The 18,802-nt window shown below is 46.2% G+C and carries 13 protein-coding genes; 10 read left to right on the forward strand and 3 right to left on the reverse strand.

Annotated features, from left to right (window positions below; all coding sequences use genetic code 11):
* The first annotated feature begins 310 nt into the window (after positions 1-310).
* The 10 genes from CAG69_RS07450 (at position 311) to CAG69_RS07495 (ending at position 14,844) form a co-directional block, all read left to right on the forward strand.
* Positions 311-1,993: an ABC transporter substrate-binding protein gene (locus tag CAG69_RS07450; RefSeq protein ID WP_005394703.1), complete on the forward strand. Its 1,683-nt coding sequence runs from the start codon at positions 311-313 to the stop codon at positions 1,991-1,993.
* 170 nt (positions 1,994-2,163) lie between these two features.
* Entirely contained in the window at positions 2,164-3,150 is a 987-nt protein-coding gene (locus CAG69_RS07455; RefSeq protein ID WP_005394705.1) for an ABC transporter permease, read from the forward strand.
* Between the two features lie 2 nt (positions 3,151-3,152).
* Positions 3,153-4,178: an ABC transporter permease gene (locus CAG69_RS07460; RefSeq protein ID WP_161443484.1), complete on the forward strand. Its 1,026-nt coding sequence runs from the start codon at positions 3,153-3,155 to the stop codon at positions 4,176-4,178.
* Between the two features lie 2 nt (positions 4,179-4,180).
* A complete protein-coding gene (locus CAG69_RS07465) occupies positions 4,181-5,164 on the forward strand; it encodes an ABC transporter ATP-binding protein (RefSeq protein ID WP_005394709.1) in 984 nt (327 codons plus the stop codon).
* A 48-nt stretch (positions 5,165-5,212) separates the two neighbouring features.
* Positions 5,213-6,208 (forward strand): ABC transporter ATP-binding protein, encoded by a 996-nt coding sequence (locus tag CAG69_RS07470; RefSeq protein WP_161443485.1) that lies wholly within the window; start codon positions 5,213-5,215, stop codon positions 6,206-6,208.
* A 63-nt stretch (positions 6,209-6,271) separates the two neighbouring features.
* Positions 6,272-8,011 (forward strand): glycoside hydrolase family 9 protein, encoded by a 1,740-nt coding sequence (locus tag CAG69_RS07475; RefSeq protein WP_161443487.1) that lies wholly within the window; start codon positions 6,272-6,274, stop codon positions 8,009-8,011.
* Between the two features lie 2 nt (positions 8,012-8,013).
* A complete protein-coding gene (locus CAG69_RS07480; protein WP_140149472.1) occupies positions 8,014-8,904 on the forward strand; it encodes an N-acetylglucosamine kinase in 891 nt (296 codons plus the stop codon).
* Positions 8,905-8,912: 8 nt separating this feature from the next.
* Positions 8,913-10,832, forward strand: a complete 1,920-nt coding sequence (locus tag CAG69_RS07485; protein ID WP_161443489.1) for a beta-N-acetylhexosaminidase — start codon at positions 8,913-8,915, stop codon at positions 10,830-10,832.
* 84 nt (positions 10,833-10,916) lie between these two features.
* Positions 10,917-13,325 (forward strand): GH36-type glycosyl hydrolase domain-containing protein, encoded by a 2,409-nt coding sequence (locus tag CAG69_RS07490; protein WP_161443491.1) that lies wholly within the window; start codon positions 10,917-10,919, stop codon positions 13,323-13,325.
* Positions 13,326-13,431: 106 nt separating this feature from the next.
* A complete protein-coding gene (locus tag CAG69_RS07495; protein WP_161443494.1) occupies positions 13,432-14,844 on the forward strand; it encodes a phosphoglucomutase/phosphomannomutase family protein in 1,413 nt (470 codons plus the stop codon).
* Between the two features lie 150 nt (positions 14,845-14,994).
* On the opposite strand, the gene CAG69_RS07500 is transcribed toward CAG69_RS07495, so the two are convergent.
* The 3 genes from CAG69_RS07500 to CAG69_RS07510 form a co-directional block, all read right to left on the reverse strand.
* Positions 14,995-16,026: an ABC transporter ATP-binding protein gene (locus tag CAG69_RS07500; protein ID WP_161443496.1), complete on the reverse strand. Its 1,032-nt coding sequence runs from the start codon at positions 16,024-16,026 to the stop codon at positions 14,995-14,997.
* On the reverse strand, positions 16,026-17,651 hold the full coding sequence (locus CAG69_RS07505; RefSeq protein WP_161443498.1) for an ABC transporter permease: 1,626 nt from the start codon (positions 17,649-17,651) through the stop codon (positions 16,026-16,028). Before CAG69_RS07505 ends, CAG69_RS07500 begins: the two co-directional genes overlap by 1 nt.
* A 99-nt stretch (positions 17,652-17,750) precedes the next feature.
* Positions 17,751-18,764, reverse strand: coding sequence for a Fe(3+) ABC transporter substrate-binding protein (locus tag CAG69_RS07510; RefSeq protein WP_161443500.1), 1,014 nt, complete (start codon positions 18,762-18,764; stop codon positions 17,751-17,753).
* Between the last annotated feature and the right edge of the window lie 38 nt (positions 18,765-18,802).

The raw sequence follows: 18,802 nt of genomic DNA on the forward strand, positions 1-18,802 counted from the left end.
CTATTAATAAGGATATAAACTGCGACGCATATCAACGTTTATTTTTTGGTCTATCTCTAGTCAAAATTAGCCAAAATAACGTTTATAACGGAGAGTGACGATATTTTAACGTTTTTAACGAGAATCGAGTTTGATTATTTTCTGGATAAGGTGTTTTCTTACTCCTGCCTAAGGCCTACAGGCCACTCTTGGCGAAACTCAATGTTGTAATGAGTAATGCATAAACAAGAGGTAGGTCTTGGAGAGTGTTTATCAATTGATGACATTCAATTCCATTTAGTGAAATGAAAGCAAATAGTAAGGAACAGCTATGCTTGCCAATATTAAAAAAACAGCACTAGCAACAGCAATTATTGCAACGGCTACTACAGGTTTTGCATCGGTAGCTACTGCGGCTGAACGCAGTGAACTGACTATCCACCCTAAAGAGTTTACAACTTTCGTTCGTAACTTTAACCCTTTCTTGGGTGCAACTAACCTGCACACAACAACCGACTTTATTTACGAGCCGCTCGTTGTTTTTAACGAAATGCACGGTAACACGCCAGTATTTCGTCTAGCAGAAAACTTTACCATGGCTGATGACCTAATGAGCGTGACCTTCGATATTCGTAAGGGCGTAAAATGGTCTGACGGCAAAGCGTTTACCGCTGATGACGTAGTTTATTCTTTCAACCTAGTTAAAGAGAAGCCAGAGCTAGACCAATCTGGTATCAACTCTTGGGTTACTGGCGTAGAGAAAGTTAACGACTACAAAGTTAAATTCCGTCTAAGCGAAGCAAACTCAAACGTTCCTTACGAAATTGCGAAAGTACCAGTTGTACCTAAGCACGTATGGAGCAAAGTGAAAGATCCAGCAACATTCACAAACGAAAATCCTGTAGGTAGTGGTCCATTTACCGAAATCGACACTTTTACACCGCAACTATACATTCAGTGTGAGAATCCGAATTACTGGGATGCTGATAACCTAGATGTAGACTGTCTACGAGTGCCACAAATCGCGAACAACGACCAATTCTTGGGCAAAATCGTTAACGGCGAAATGGACTGGACGTCTTCATTCGTACCAGACATCGACCGCACTTACGCTGCAGCAAGTCCGAATCACCACTACTGGTACCCACCAGCGGGTACTCAAGCGTTTGTAGTGAACTTCAAAAACCCAGACGCGGCGAAAAACGAAGCACTTACTAACGTTGACTTCCGTCGTGCGTTCTCTATGGCGCTAGACCGTCAAACGATTATCGACATTGCATTCTACGGTGGTGGTACAGTAAATGACTTCGCTTCAGGTCTAGGCTACGCATTCGAAGCTTGGTCTGACGAAGAGACGCACAACAAGTACAAAGGTTACAACACATATAACGCCGAAGGTGCGAAAAAGCTTCTTGCTAAAGCAGGCTTCAAAGATGTAAACAAAGATGGCTTTGTAGATACACCATCTGGCAAGTCTTTCGAGCTTCTCATTCAATCGCCAAACGGTTGGACTGACTTTAACAACACTGTACAACTAGCTGTTGAGCAACTAGCAGAAGTAGGCATTAAAGCACGTGCTCGTACTCCAGATTTCTCGGTATACAACCAAGCAATGCTAGAAGGTACATACGACGTTGCTTACACCAACTACTTCCACGGTGCGGATCCACACTTGTACTGGGACAGCGGCTACAACTCGAAGCTACAGTCTGGTGACGGTATGCCTCGCTTTGCAATGCACTTCTACAAGAACGATAAGTTAGACGGTCTTCTTAACAGCTTCTACAAAACCGCTGATAAGCAAGAACAGCTAGAAATCGCTCATGGTATCCAGAAGATAATTGCTCAGGACCAAGTAACCATTCCTGTGCTATCTGGCGCGTACATGTATCAATACAACACAACTCGCTTCACTGGTTGGTGGAACGAAGAAAATCCTAAGGGCCGTCCAAACATTTGGGCTGGTATCCCAGAGCGTCTACTTCACGTACTGGACCTAAAACCAGTTAAATAAGTAGAAGTTCATTTCAAGCGGCATACATCCCGTGTGCCGCCTATAAAAATCCCTTGTTAACGAAACCAATATGTGGCGCTCGTCGTCAGGGGATTTTTCGCTCTAAATTTCGCTAGGAGCGACCTGAAACCAGAAACAGGGAAAAAATCTGGGTGAGTAAGGTGTGAGTTATGGGTTATTTTTTAAGACGTTTGTCGTTCTATCTTGTCGCGCTCTTAGTTGCAGCGACGTTAAACTTTATTATTCCGCGAGCAATGCCTGGTGACCCAGTTACCATGATGTTTGCTAACGCTTCTGTACAGGTGACACCAGAACGAATCGCAGCAATGAAAGAACTGCTCGGTTTCGTTGATGGGCCGATTTACATTCAGTACTTTTCGTACATTAAAAACATTCTAAGCTGGGAGCTAGGTACATCAATCCAGTTCTACCCTCTTTCAGTTAACTCTTTACTAGGTAGTGCATTTGGCTGGTCTCTCTTCCTAGCAGGTACTGCGGTTGTACTTTCTTTCTCAATCGCTTCTGTACTCGGCATTTTTGCCGCATGGAAGCGTGGTAGTAAGTACGATGCATTCGTAACGCCTGGTACATTGATCATTCAAGCTATCCCACAGATGGTTATCGCAATGTTAGCGCTGTTTACCTTTGCGATTGGCCTAAAATGGTTCCCATCTGGCTATGCTTACACGCCAGGTACTATCCCTGATTGGTCAAGCTGGGAGTTCATCAAAAACGTGGGTTACCACGCAGTACTCCCGCTATTCTGTGCAACCATCGTTCAGATCGGCGGCTTCCTCGTCAATATGCGTAACAACATGATCAACCTTCTCGCCGAAGACTACATCACGATGGCGAAAGGCAAAGGGCTGAGCGAGAACCGTGTCGTCTTCAATTACGCCGCACGTAACGCGCTACTTCCAAGTGTAACCGCGCTATCTATGTCTTTGGGTATGGCCATTGGTGGCCAATTGATCATCGAGATGATTTTCAACTACCCAGGTTTAGGCACCGTGCTACTTAACGCAATTCACGCTCGTGACTACCAAGTACTTCAAGGTCAGTTAATTATCATGACGATGTTCATGCTGTGCTTCAACTTAATGGCTGACATGCTGTACATGATTCTAGACCCTCGCCTACGTACGGGAGGCAAATAATCATGAAAGAACTATTCAAACTTATTTTAGGTAACTCATTCGCTCGAATCGGTCTTGGTATTGTTACCGTATTCGTATTCGTTGCGATCGCAGCTCCTTTACTTACGAAACATGCGCCAGACAAGCGAACCGGTAATCCACACGAATACCCTAGCTTTGTCGTAAAACAAGCGCAAAATAATCCTGATGGCTGGGTAGCTAAAAATCTAGCAGATGATCGTCGTACGCTGATTATGTCGAAAAAGGCTGATCACGTTCTGGGAACTTCACGTATGGGTCGTGATATTTGGTCACAAGTGGCTTACGGTGCTCGCGTATCGCTAGGTGTCGGCTTTGGTGCTGGCATCATCGTATGTTTCCTAGCAACGGTCATTGGTATCTCGGCAGGTTACTTCGGCGGCAAAGTGGATGACATATTGAGTGCAGCGATGAACATCATGCTGGTAATCCCTCAATACCCATTACTCTTTGTACTGGCAGCCTTTATTGGCGAAGCAGGTCCACTCACCATTGCCTTGATTATCGCTGGTACCTCTTGGGCGTGGGGCGCACGTGTTGTCCGTTCTCAAACCATGGCTCTGCGCGAGAAAGAGTTTGTGAAAGCCGCTGAAGTATTGGGCGAGTCTTCATTCCGCATCATCTTCGTTGAAATTTTACCAAACCTAATCCCGATTGTCGGTGCAAGCTTCATCGGCTCAGTAATGCTCGCTATCAATACTGAGGCTGTAATCTCGTTCTTGGGCCTGGGCGATGCCAACACCATCAGTTGGGGCATCATGCTCTACAACGTGCAAACCTCATCAGCGATGTTGATTGGCGCATGGTGGGAAGTATTAGCACCTTGTATCGCCTTAACTCTTTTGGTGACTGGTCTTGCTCTACTTAACTTTGCCGTTGATGAAATTGCTAACCCACAGCTTCGTTCTCACAAAGGCATGAAACGCTGGAAGAAACTGGCAGAGCAAGACAAGAAAGAGCGCGCGCCTGAAATGGCACCACAAAATGCACTATGGAGCGGAGATAAATAATCATGACTGCACCACTAATTTCTATCCGTAACCTATGCGTAGATTACATCACAGATGCGGGCGATGTCCGCGCCTGTAACAACGTTAGCTTTGACATTGCGCCAGGTGAAGTCTTTGGCCTGGCAGGTGAATCTGGCTGTGGTAAATCCACAGTTGCTTTCTCGCTTATGCGTCTTCATAAGCCGCCAGCATTCATCACTGGTGGTGAGGTCATCTTCAACGGTGAAGACATCATTAAGTACAGCGATGAACGTATGCAATCATTCCGCTGGAGCGAGATGTCGATGGTGTTCCAAAGTGCAATGAACGCATTAAATCCGGTGCTTACGATGGAAGAGCAGTTTTGCGATGTCATCATGCGCCACACCAATATGACACGTGAACAAGCGAAAAAGCGCGCCGAAGGATTGTTGGAAATCGTTGATATTCATCCAAGCCGCTTGAATGACTACCCACACCAATTTTCTGGTGGTATGCGCCAGCGCTTAGTCATTGCGATTGCTCTGGCTCTCAATCCAAAAATGATCATCATGGATGAGCCAACGACGGCACTCGATGTTGTGGTTCAGCGTGAAATCTTACAAAAAATCTATGCTCTGAAAGAAGAGTTCGGCTTCTCGATCCTTTTCATCACTCACGACTTGTCACTCATGGTCGAGTTCTCGGATCGAATCGGCATTATGTACTCCGGTGAGTTGATTGAAGTCGCACCTTCTAAGCAAATTCTGGAAAGTCCTTACCACCCTTACACCAAAGGTTTGGGTAGCTCTTTCCCTCCACTAACTGGCCCTAAAACCAAATTAACTGGTATTCCAGGCAACCCTTTGAACCTATTAGAGATTCCTCAAGGCTGCCGATTCCAAGCTCGCTGCGACCGCGTCCACGAAGCTTGTACACGAGTACCAACTCAGCTGCGTCAAATTGAACCTGGTCGTTTTTCAAATTGCCACTTATACGGCGACACGATTGCTCAAGCTAAGGTTTAACAACAAAAAATAACGCTAGCTAAGAACAAAATTACACTGGAGAGAATTATGAGCAAACAACTCGGCGAACTGCTGATTGAGGGTAAACATGTCGTTAAGGACTTCCCTTTAAATAGTAACTCAATCAAGCAGTCAAAAATGCGCGCGATCAACGACGTGTCATTCAAGATGTACAAGAGCCGCGGTTTGTCAGTAGTAGGTGAATCAGGCTCTGGTAAATCTACTACCGCTAAAATGATAGCTAAAATGTACGCCCCTACCGAGGGTGTGATCGAATACAGAGGTCGTGATATCCAAGATATTACCTCTCGACATGACTTGATGACATATCGTGAAGGCGTACAAATGGTATGGCAGGACCCATTTGGCTCACTAAACCCTACACACAATATCTTTCACCATATTGCGCGCCCGTTGCTGATCCATAAAAAGATTGCACCAGGCAACAAAAAGGAACTGGAAGAGCGTGTGTATGACCTACTAGAACAAGTTGGTCTGATTCCGCCAAAAGAAACCGCGCAAAAGTTCCCGCACCAGCTATCTGGCGGTCAGCGTCAACGTGTAAACCTAGCTCGTAACATCGCTGTAGGTGCAGAAGTGGTATTGGCAGATGAGCCAACATCAATGCTGGACGTGTCAATTCGTGCTGGTGTTCTTAACTTGATGGAAGAGATGAAGTTTGAAAAACAAATGTCTCTGCTGTACATCACTCACGACATCGCAACAGCGCGTTACATTGCTGAAGATCTCGCGGTTATGTACGTAGGTCACATGGTGGAATGGGGCGATACTGAAGAAATCATTCACGATCCTCAACACCCATATACGCAACTGTTGGTATCTGCTGTGCCTGATCCATCGAAGTCTATCCACGAGAAGCTGAAAGGCAACAAAGGGGAAATCCCACTTTGGACACCGGATTCAGTCGGCTGCCCATTTGCAGGACGCTGCGTACACGCTACCGACAAATGTCGCGAACGACTACCGGGCGTCACTCAACTGTCCGACAACCACTTTGTCCGCTGTTACTTATTTGAAGATTAATCATAACGAGGGTCAGGTTCAGCCTGACCCATTCCTGTTTTTATCGTTTCCCGGAGACATTGAATGCTGCTACTGACTAACCACATTGGTTATGAACATCTGGGCCCAAAGAAAGCCATTGTCCAGACCGAACAACCACACTTGTCTTCCTACACTGCTCAATTGATTTGTGCCACTACCGAGCAAACCGTGGCAACTTTTGCGGTTGAAGAACAGGGTAAAGTGGCGAACTGGCATCAGGGCTATTTCTACCTTATCGACTTTTCATCTTTCACAGATTCAGGCGACTATTTCCTGCAAGTGGAAGATACGCGCTCTTCCTCTTTCACCATTGGCGAACATATTCTGTTGGATCAAACTTTGTCGGATGTGATCCACTACTTCAAATCACAACGTTGCGGTGGGGTTTTCGATCAACAAGATCGACAAGTGCCAGTGCTCAACGCCAATCAAACAGTTGATGTTCACGGTGGCTGGTACGACGCATCTGGAGACGTTAGTAAGTACTTAAGTCATCTTTCATACGCTAATTATTTGAACCCTCAACAAACTCCAATGGTGGTTTGGAACATCCTAAAAGGGCTTTCATTGCTTGAAGGAAGCGAAGACATTGCAGCCTTCACACGCACACGTCTTATTGAAGAAGCCCTGTTCGGTGCAGACTTCCTTGTTCGTATGCAAAACGAAAAAGGCTTCTTCTACATGACGGTCTTTGATAAGTGGAGCAAAGATACTGCGCAACGAGAAATCTGTGCCTACGAAACGCAACTTGGTCACAAATTTGACGACTACCAAGCAGGCTTTCGACAAGGTGGCGGTGTCGCCATCGCTGCTCTGGCCGCGGCGTCGCGTTTAGGTGTTCACGGCGAATACGATCAACAGAAATACCGCAACGCTGCTGAAAATGGTTACTGGCACTTAAAAGAGCACAATACGCAGTACCTCAATGATGGTGAAGAAAACATTATCGACGAATACTGTGCGCTACTAGCTAGTGTAGAACTGTTTAAAGCCACCAAAGAAACTCGCTACTTGGAAGAGAGCCGTTTGTGGGCACAACGCTTAGTTGCCCGCCAAATGAGCGACGAGCAGATTCAACACTTTTGGTCAGCAAACCAAGACGGCAGTCGTCCATACTTTCACGCTGCCGAAGCAGGTCTACCAGGTATTGCCCTATGCGAATACCTAGCAATTGAAGACGACTCCGTACAGACAGAATCAGTAAAATGCATCGTTAACCGAGCGTGTGAGTTTGAGATCAAAATATCGAATAAAGTGACCAACCCATTCGGTTACCCTCGCCAGTATGTTAAAGGCGTAAATGAGTCAAAACGCGATGCATTTTTTGTCGCACACAACAATGAATCCGGCTATTGGTGGCAAGGCGAGAATGCTCGATTGGGCTCACTCGCGACCATGGCGTATCTCGCTCAACCGCATATAGCGTCGCAAGAAATACAGCAACAACTTTCCGTGTTTGCTCAAGATGCATTGAACTGGATTGTAGGCTTAAACCCGTACGACATGTGCATGCTTGATGGCCACGGTCGTAACAACCCTGATTACCTTCCTCAATATGGTTTCTTCAACGCTAAAGGCGGTGTATGTAACGGAATCACTGGCGGCTTTGAAGACGAGGAAGACATCGCATTTAACCCACCAGCACAAAAAGACGACATGCTACAAAACTGGCGCTGGGGCGAACAATGGATCCCGCATGGCGCTTGGTACTTACTCGCGATAATGAGTCAAGCTCAGCATATTTCTCAGTTGGCAACCTCTAAAAATATTAAGGAACAATAATCATGGGGATGTATTTTGTTGGTATCGATGGTGGCGGCACGTCATGTCGAGCCAGGATTAAAGATTCACAAGGTAATTTTCTTGGCGAGGCCAAAAGCGGCAGCGCCAACATCATGCTAGGTGCTGAAATTGCAATGGCTTCGATTCTTGAATCCATCACTTCGGCTGCCGAGCAAGGCGGTCTGACACAACAAGATTTCGCATCGATGCATGTCGGCTTAGCCCTTGCAGGTGCTGAGCACAAAGCATCTTGGCAAGCCTTTATGTCTCTTCCTCATCCGTTTGCCAGTATGACTCTTAATACTGATGCTTACGGCGCGTGCGTTGGTGCACACAATGGCGAAGATGGCGCAATCATGATCGCAGGAACGGGCTCTTGTGGCATCTACCTTAAAGGATTGGATCAGCACGTTGTCGGTGGTCGTGAATTCCCGATTTCGGATCAAGGTGGCGGCGCAGTGATGGGGCTTCGCCTAGTTCAACAAGTTTTGTTAGCAGAAGATGGCATCAGAGAGAAAACGCCTCTGGCACAACACGTCATGGCGCATTTCGAAAATGACGTTGATAACGTGGTGGCTTGGTCTAAACAAGCGCTTCCTCGTGATTATGGCCAGTTTTCTCCTGCGATTTTCCAACATGCAGAACAAGGTGATGCACTAGCAATTGAGATGCTGAAGCAAACTGCAGCTGATATAGAAATGTTTCTCGTGGCATTAAACAAGCGCGGCGCGACGCGTATTTGTTTAATGGGCAGCATTGCTGAACGTATTTTACGTTGGCTTTCGCCACCCGTTCAGCAATGGGTTGTTGAGCCACAGTTTGACGCGATTGAAGGCGCAATTATGTTTGCAGGTAAACCTGAACATAACCTTTACTCGCTCAGTGCGGCGTAGGAGTAGATATGGAATATCGTGTTGATCTCGTCGTCCTATCAGAACAAAAGCAAAACTGCCGTTTCGGACTGACTTTCCATAACTTGAGCGATCAAGATCTCCACAATTGGAGCCTGATTTTTGCTTTTGATCGCTACATTCTGCCGGATAGTATTTCGAATGGTCAGCTCAAGCAAATTGGCAGCTACTGCACCCTCAAACCAGAAGGGTTGGTGCTGGCAGCTAACCATCATTTTTACTGCGAGTTCAGTATTGGTTCGAACCCATTCCGTTACTATTCTGATGGATTCAATGAAGCCTTGGTCAACTTTGAAGTCAACGGCAACCTTCAGCGAGCTCAAGTCGATGTCACGCCGATCGTATTGGCTTCACCGTACCGTGAACGTAGTGAGATCCCTTCCAGCTTGACGCATGCGCAGCCTTTATTGCCAAAACCAAACCATATAGAAGTCAGCGATCACTGCTTTAGCTTTAATCATCACGCTGGCCTTGCAGTTTATTCAAACCTAGCCAATTCAGCTAAAGAGTGGTTACTTGAAGAGCTTAAGCGCATTCATCAATTTGAGCTCACATCAGACAATGGCAGTCAGATCATCTTCAAAGGCAACCCAACCTTGGATGAAGGCGCCTACAAGCTGAAGGTAGCAGAAGAGTCGATCAAAATTGAAGCTGGCTCTTCGTCTGGTTTTACCCATGCTTGTGCAACGTTATTGCAACTGATCAAAGTTGGCGATCAACCAGCCTCAATGGAAGTGGTTTGCTGTTCAATCAAAGACCGACCACGTTTTCGTTACCGCGGTATGATGCTAGATTGTGCTCGCCATTTTCACTCCGTTGAGCAAGTCAAACGTTTGATCAACCAGTTGGCTCACTACAAGTTCAATACATTCCATTGGCACCTTACCGATGATGAAGGTTGGCGAATTGAGATCAAATCATTGCCTCAACTAACCGATATTGGCGCATGGCGTGGGTTGGATGAAACCAATGAGCCACAGTACACGCACCTTGCTGAGCGTTACGGCGGTTTTTACACTCAAGAAGACATCAAAGACGTGGTTGCATTTGCTTCTAAACGAGGCATCACTGTTATCCCTGAAATCGATGTACCAGGCCACTGCCGAGCTGCCATCAAGTCGTTACCACACCTATTGGTAGAAGCAGAAGACACCACCGAATACCGCAGCATTCAGCATTACAACGACAACGTCATTAACCCAGCTCTGCCGGGGAGCTACGAGTTTATCGATAAAGTGTTGGAAGAAGTCTCCGCGTTGTTCCCTGCCCCTTATGTTCATATCGGTGCGGATGAAGTACCTAACGGCGTATGGTCAAAAAGCCCTGCATGCCAAGCACTAATGGAACAACTGGGTTACAGCGACTACAAAGAGTTACAAGGGCACTTCTTGCGTCATGCCGAAGACAAACTGCGCAAACTTGGCAAGCGCATGCTGGGTTGGGAAGAAGCACAGCATGGCGACAAAGTCAGCAAAGACACAGTGATCTATTCGTGGTTAAGCGAAGAAGCGGCGTTGAACTGCGCGCGCCAAGGTTTCGATGTAGTGCTACAACCAGCGCAAACCACCTACCTAGATATGACCCAAGATTACGCACCAGAAGAACCGGGCGTGGATTGGGCGAACCCGTTGCCGCTAGAAAAAGCTTACAACTATGAACCACTCGCTGAAGTGCCAGCCGACGATCCAATACGTAAACGCATTTGGGGCATTCAAACAGCATTGTGGTGCGAAATCATCAACAACCAGTCTCGTATGGACTACATGGTCTTCCCGCGCTTAACCGCAATGGCAGAAGCATGTTGGACAGACAAACAACACCGAGACTGGACCGACTATTTATCACGTTTGAAAGGACACCTACCGCTGCTTGATTTGCAGGGAGTGAATTACCGTAAACCGTGGAAGTAATACAGAGCTGATGTAGAAGCATCACGCTTGAAGAGTTTTTAAATTTTGGCTGCAGACGCAGCTTTGTAAAAAGGAAAGACACAAATGAAATACGGCTATTTCGATAACGAGAATCGTGAATACGTCATTACTCGCCCTGATGTACCTGCTCCTTGGACCAACTACCTAGGTACAGAAAAATTCTGTACCGTTATCTCGCATAACGCAGGTGGCTATTCGTTCTACAACTCTCCAGAATACAACCGTGTTACTAAGTTCCGTCCAAATGCGACATTCGATCGCCCAGGACACTACGTTTACCTACGTGATGATGCGACTGGTGATTACTGGTCAATCTCTTGGCAACCTGTTGCGAAAAGCCTAGACGAAGCAAACTACGAAGTTCGTCACGGCTTGTCTTACTCTAAGTTCAAATGTGAATACAGCGGCATTACCGCAACAAAAACACTGTTCGTGCCAAAAGGCGAAGACGCTGAAATCTGGGATGTAGTGATTAAAAATACCTCAGATAAGCCACGTACGATCAGCGCATTCTCATTTGTTGAGTTCTCATTCAGCCACATTCAATCTGATAACCAGAACCATCAGATGTCTCTGTACTCTGCTGGTACGTCATACAACGAAGGCGTGATTGAGTACGACCTGTACTACAACACGAACGATTTCGAAGGTTTCTACTACCTAGCTTCAACGTTTGACCCAGATTCGTACGACGGTCAACGTGACAGCTTCCTTGGCCTATACCGTGACGAAGCAAACCCGCTAGCGGTAGAACAAGGTAAGTGTTTCAACACAGCGCAAACGTGTTACAACCACTGTGGCTCTCTGCACAAGCAATTCACTATCCAACCGGGTGAAGAAGTTCGTTTTGCTTACATTCTAGGTATCGGTAAAGGCAACGGTGAGCGTCTACGTGCTAAGTACCAAGACCTTGCAGAAGTCGACAATGCATTTGAGGGTATCAAAGCACACTGGGATGAGCGTTGTGGCAAGTTCCAAGTGAAATCACCAAACGAAGGTCTAGATACCATGATCAATGCTTGGACACTGTACCAAGCAGAAACTTGTGTGGTGTGGTCTCGTTTTGCTTCGTTCATTGAGGTGGGTGGTCGTACTGGTCTTGGTTACCGCGATACAGCGCAAGATGCAATCTCAGTTCCTCACGCTAACCCAGCAATGACGCGCAAACGTATCGTTGACCTACTGCGCGGCCAAGTGAAAGCGGGTTACGGTCTACACCTATTCGATCCAGACTGGTTCGATCCAGAAAAAGCGGATGTTAAACCATCGAAATCCCCAACAGTTGTTCCTACTCCATCTGATGAAGACAAGATCCACGGTATTGAAGACACGTGTTCTGATGACCATCTATGGCTAGTTCCAACCATCTGTAAGTACGTGATGGAAACGGGTGAGCACAGCTTCTTCGACGAAGTGATCCCTTACGCAGATGGCGGCGATGCAAGCGTTTATGACCACATGAAAGCTGCGCTAGACTTCTCAGCTGAATACGTGGGTCAAACGGGCATCTGTAAAGGTCTACGTGCCGACTGGAACGACTGTCTAAACCTAGGTGGCGGCGAGTCTTCAATGGTGTCGTTCCTACACTTCTGGGCGCTACAAGAGTTTATCGACCTTGCAAAATACCTAGGCAAAGACGCTGACGTTGAGAAATACACCGAGATGGCGGCAAACGTTCGCGAAGCGTGTGAAACACACCTTTGGGACGAAGAAGGCGGCTGGTATATCCGTGGCCTAACGAAAAACGGCGACAAGATCGGTACTGCGCAGCAAAAAGAAGGTCGTGTACACCTTGAGTCAAACACACTTGCGGTGCTGTCTGGTGCGGTGTCTCAAGAGCGCGGCGAAAAAGCGATGGACGCAGTCGACGAAAATCTATTCTCTGAATACGGCCTTCACCTAAACTCGCCATCATTCGCTACGCCAAACGATGATATCGGCTTCGTCACTCGCGTCTACCAAGGCGTAAAAGAAAACGGTGCAATCTTCTCGCATCCAAACCCATGGGCTTGGGTAGCTGAAGCGAAATTAGGTCGTGGTGACCGTGCGATGAAGTTCTACGATGCACTCAACCCATACAACCAAAACGACATCATCGAAAAACGTATTGCAGAACCATACTCATACGTTCAGTTCATTATGGGTCGTGACCACCAAGACCACGGTCGTGCAAACCACCCATGGTTAACAGGTACATCTGGCTGGGCTTACTTCGCAGTGACCAACTTTATCCTTGGTGTGCGCACAGGTTTTGATGGTCTAACTATCGATCCATGTATTCCAACTAACTGGCCTGGATTTGAAGTCACTCGTCAGTGGCTAGGCGCGACTTACAACATCAAAGTTGTTAACCCTGATTCAGTCAGCAAAGGCGTGAAATCTATCACTCTGAACGGCGAAGCTATCACTGGCGCATCAGTACCAGTTCAAGCGGAAGGCTCCGTGAACGAAGTGATCGTAACACTAGGTTAATCGCTTAAAAATGCCCCAATGCACTTTTGCTCTTTAGCTTGTGCATTGGGTTCGCTAGCAAAATTTTAAGGCGCGGTGTATTGCCGCCCTTATTGAGGTTCGAATCATGATCAAATTTGGTACAGGCGGTTGGCGCGCATTCATCGGTGAAGAATTCACTAAAGATAATGTTCGTTTGGTTGCTCAGGCAGTAGCAAACATCACTAACAGAGAATCAGTGGCAGATCGTGGCTTTATCATTGGCTATGACCGACGTTTTCTGTCTGATAAAGCGGGCCGTTGGTTTGCCGAAGTTTTAGCGGCAAATGGCATTGTAGTTAGCTTTATCGATAAGTTTGTTCCAACACCAATCGTGATGTTCAAAGCAAAAGAGATGGGCTGTGCTTACTCGGCGTGCATCACCGCATCGCATAACCCTGCCGATTACAATGGCATCAAAGTCTTCATTGAAGGTGGTCGTGATGCAGATGAAATCATTACCGAGAAAATTGAAACTCAAATTTCCACACTTACCGCACAAGATGTGAAAAGTGTCGATTTTGATCAAGCGGTTGAAGACAAGTTGATTGAAATCATCAACCCGATGAACGAGTTTGTTGATTCAATCATCGACTTTATCGACATTGAAGCAATCAAAAAAGCCAACCTTCGTGTGCTGATTGACCCGATGTTTGGTGTCGCGAAAAACGCACTACAAACCGTCCTAATCAACGGTCGCTGTGAAGTAGACGTGATCAACGACGGAAAAAACCCAGACTTCGGTGGTTTAATGCCTTCTCCAAGTGCTGCGACCCTGTACCGCTTGATGCACCTTGTCGCGCAAGAAGGCTACGACATCGGTATTGGGACTGACGGCGATGCAGACCGTCTTGGTATCATCGATGAGAAAGGCAACTTCATTCATCCGAATGAAGTCTTGATTCTACTTTATTATTACTTATTGGAGTACAAAGGTTGGACAGGTTCCGTGGTACGTAACATCGCGACGACTCATCTTCTCGATAAAATTGCTGAAGACCACGGTGAAAAATGCTTTGAGGTACCAGTAGGCTTTAAGCACATCAGTTCTCAAATGGAAGCGGATGACTCACTGATTGGTGGGGAAAGCTCTGGCGGCCTAACCATTCGTGGCCACATCAAAGGTAAAGATGGTGTGTTCGCATCAAGCTTACTGGTTGAAATGATCTCGGTAACGGGCAAAAAGCTGTCTGAGCTACTGGATGAAATCTATGGCAAGTACGGCTACGCGTACATGGCAGAAGGTGATTGCAAATTCAAACCAGCGCAAAAAGAAGTCCTATTCAACAAGATATATGTTGAAAAACAACTGCCTGAGTTTGAGTTCGATATTGAAAAAGTCAGCTACGAAGATGGCGCAAAAGTCTACTTCAAGAACGGCGGTTGGATCATCGCGCGCTTCTCTGGTACTGAGCCATTACTACGTATTTTTGCAGAAATGCAAGATAAGGACACTGCGGAACGTGTTCTTCAACAGTTTAAAGACTTCTTATCTTTATAACTGATCTTGTGCCCGCTTCGAGCACTTCGGCTACGCTTGTCATGTAATTAAAGCTGTCGCTAAGGGGAAGAATACTTGCCCGGCATCACTGCCGGGCTTTTTTATTGTGTGTAGGCAGGCATAAGAGAATAGTAAAGGTACCCAGTAACGTTATGCGAATGCCAGCACGCCCTGCGTTTCAATTTTCACAGCAACAGACTCACCAATATTTAATGCCTGCGATGCTGTAGCTAACAAACGGTCACCATTCGCGTTAATCACATAACGGCAGTGATCACCCATAAAATGCTGTTCCAGTACGGTTACCGAACTATCTTCATCGGATTGAATTTGCACATGTTGTGGCCTTAGCAACAAAGAGCATTCAGACTGCACTGGGATCTCTTGTTGGGCTGTGGCTTCAACCACACCCAAGTGGGTTTCATATTCTGAATCCGAAACTCGTTTAGCGGCCAGGTAGCTACCACCACCTAAGAAATCCGCAACAAACTTACTTGAAGGCTGATAGTAAAGCTCAGATGCCGTGCCATACTGCTCGATAACACCATTGTTCATCACTGCCATTTTATCCGCGAAGGCAAAAGCCTCTTCACGGCTATGCGTAACAAAAATGGCAGTCACGCCTTGCGCCTTAAAAATCTTACGGATCTCACTTATCAACTCATGGCGAACTTGCGTATCAATATTAGAGAACGGCTCATCTAGCAACAATAAGTCTGGGCTGTAAGCTAATGAGCGAGCAATCGCAACACGCTGCTGCTGTCCACCAGACAATTGATGAGGATAACGATCGCCATAGCCTTGCAAATGCACGAGCTCGAGCATCTCTTGGACTTTACCATTTTTCTCTTTTGTCGAGTAATGCTTTAAGCCAAAGGCAATATTTTGCTCCACCGTCAAGTGAGGAAAAAGCGCATAATCTTGGAAAATCATCCCGATATTACGCTGTTCTGGTGGCAACCAGTTCTCCCCATCATCAATCGTGACGCAATTTAAGCTCATTTCGCCTGACGTTAATGGCAATAGCCCTGCAACGGCTTTTAATAGTGTTGTTTTTCCGCAACCACTTGCACCTAGTAAACAGACAATTTGCCCTTGTTCCACCTCAAGAGACAATGATTCCAGTACGGTTTGATCATCATATTGGCAGGTTAGGTTTTTAATTGATAATGCGCAGCTCATCAGTGATTTTGCTCCAGTGAACGGTTAACAACAACAAGCGGGATCAACCCAACAAGAACCAACAAAACCGCAGGCAAAGCGGCCAATTCCAAATGCTCATCCGAGGCGAAGTTATAAACGTATGTGGCTAGTGTTTCAAAGTTAAACGGACGAAGTAATAGGGCCGCATTTAGCTCTTTCATCGACTCGATAAACACTAATAGAGCCGCAATCAGTGCACCACGTTTAACCAGCGGAAAGTGCACACGCCACAGCATGGCATTAGGCTTACAACCCATGGTGCGAGACGCCATATCTAACGAAGGCGAAATTTTATTTAAGTTACTTTCGATACTACCAATCGCCACCGCTGAAAAGCGCACAACCATGGCAAAAACCAGGGCGAACATGGAGCCAGAAAAAATAAGTCCCGGTCTTCCCCACTCCATGGCTTTAGCAAGGTCGTTGACGCGGTGATCCATAAACAGTACTGCGACCATCACACCAATCGCTAATACGGTTCCTGGCACTGCATACCCCATCGAAGAAAGACGCATAAATGCCAAGCTTTCGCGCTTGCCATTGACGCGATGGGTAAAGTTAACGATCAGTGCGACAGCAACACCAATAATGGCGGCAATAACCGACACGACCAAACTATTCCATGCGTATTCACGAAACTCGGGGGTCCAACTCTGCGCAAAGTAAGTTATCGCATAATCAATCAGCTGTAGTAATGGCAAAATAAACGCGACCGAAACCAAGCCCCAACACCAAACTAGCGCGGTCCACTTTTTCCAGCCCGTCAACTCATAACGAAAATCTTCGTGACTGTTAAATTGGCTTTGAAAAAGCTTTTGTTTACGACGACTGTAGCGTTCGGCACTGAGGAGCAGTACTACAATGACAAGCATCATGGCTGAAATCTTGGCTGCTGCATTAAGATTAGAGTACCCCAACCAAGTATCGTAGACCGCTGTGGTTAACGTATTCACAGCGAAGTAACTTACAGTACCAAAGTCACCGATAGTCTCCATTGCGACCAGCGACAAGCCCACAGCGATAGAAGGTCGCACTAGTGGCATCGAGATGCGCCAAAAGCTTTCCCATGGAGAGCACTTGAGCAAACGCGCGCTTTGCAACAAAGAGACATTTTGCTCCATAAATGCAGCTCGACACAGCAAATACACGTAAGGGTACAGCACTAAAGCCAACACAAAAGTCGCGCCAGGCAAGGTGCGAATATCAGGGAACCAATACTCGCCAGGTCCCCATCCGGTTACATCACGCAAAAAGATCTGAATCGGTCCTGCAAAATCAAACCAATCAGTAAAAATATAACCAATGATATAACCTGGCATCGCAAGAGGTAGCACCAATGCCCACTGCAACCATTTTTCGGTCGGCAGTTTACACATGGCCATTATCCAAGCGCTTGGAATACCAAGAATTAAGGACAGCACCATTACGCCAACAGTTAGCGCAACCGTGTTAAAAATATAAGTCGGCATGACCGTTGCCATTAAATGAGCAAACAAATCATCCGTTTCACCAATTGCGGTGTAGAAGATCGCTAAGATCGGCAAAACCAGTAGCAGAGTTATTACCCCACTACTGGTTTTCCATAAAGAGTGTTTATCTTTCATCGCCTAATTACTGCAAGGCTGTATGAAATACAAATGCTGTTGCAAATACATCTCATATCCTTTAATCAAATGGGGGTACTGTTATACCCCCACAAGGAATTAAAGGTCAAATTTCACTTCGTCTAATAGCTTAATTGCCGCTTCGTGGTTGGCTGCAATATCGTCTAGAGAAAGCTTGTCTGCTTTAAAGTCACCCCAAGATTCCACAAGCTCAGAACGCTTCACGCCTTCTTTAACTGGGTACTCATAGTTAACTTCTGCGTACATTTGCTGCGCTTTGTCACCCGTTAGGAATTCCATTAGCTTCACAGCATTGTCTTTGTTTGGAGAGTACTTCGCCATCGCCATACCAGAGATATTCACGTGAGTGCCTGTAGTCTCTTGGTTAGGGAAGTTGATGTAAACTGCATCAGCCCAAGCTTTTTGCTCTTTGTCGTTAACCATTTTACCTAGGTAGTAGCTGTTACCTAGAGAAACATCACATAGGCCTTCTTTGATCGCTTTAACTTGTGCACGATCGTTGCCTTGTGGTTTGCGAGCAAGGTTTGCTTTCACACCTTCCAACCACTCTTTGGTTTCTGCTTCGCCATTGTGAGCAATCATTGCTGAAACTAGAGAAACGTTGTACGGGTGCTTACCGCTACGAGTACAAATTTTACCTTTGAACTCTGGCTTAGCTAAGTCTGCGTAGTTGAAATCTGCGCCTAGTTTACCTACGCGATCACGTGATGAATAAACGCTACGAGAACGTAGAGTTAGAGCAAACCACTCATTCTCTTTATCTTGGTATTGAGCCGGTACGTTTTCTTCAATGATTTTGCTATCGACTTTCTGAACTAAACCTTTGTCTGTCAGTTCAGCTAGACGGCTGATGTCTGTCGTAAGAATAACGTCAGCAGGGCTGTACTCACCTTCTTGAGCTAGCTTTTCTGCTAAGCCTTTTTTAGCAAATTTTACGTTTACTTTGATACCAGTTTCTTTAGTGAACTCATTGAACATAGGTTCAACTAGGAAAGGTTGACGGTAAGAGTAGACGTTCACTTCTTCAGCAGCCATTACTGTTGGAGCTAGAGTAGCGCAAGTTAGTGCTGAAAGAGTTAGCAGTTTTTTCATTGTTTAATCCTTTACCATGCTAATGATAACGTTTATCA

This window comes from Vibrio sp. V43_P6S15P86, from assembly GCF_009904725.1.
GTDB classification, from domain to species: Bacteria; Pseudomonadota; Gammaproteobacteria; order Enterobacterales; family Vibrionaceae; genus Vibrio; species Vibrio diabolicus.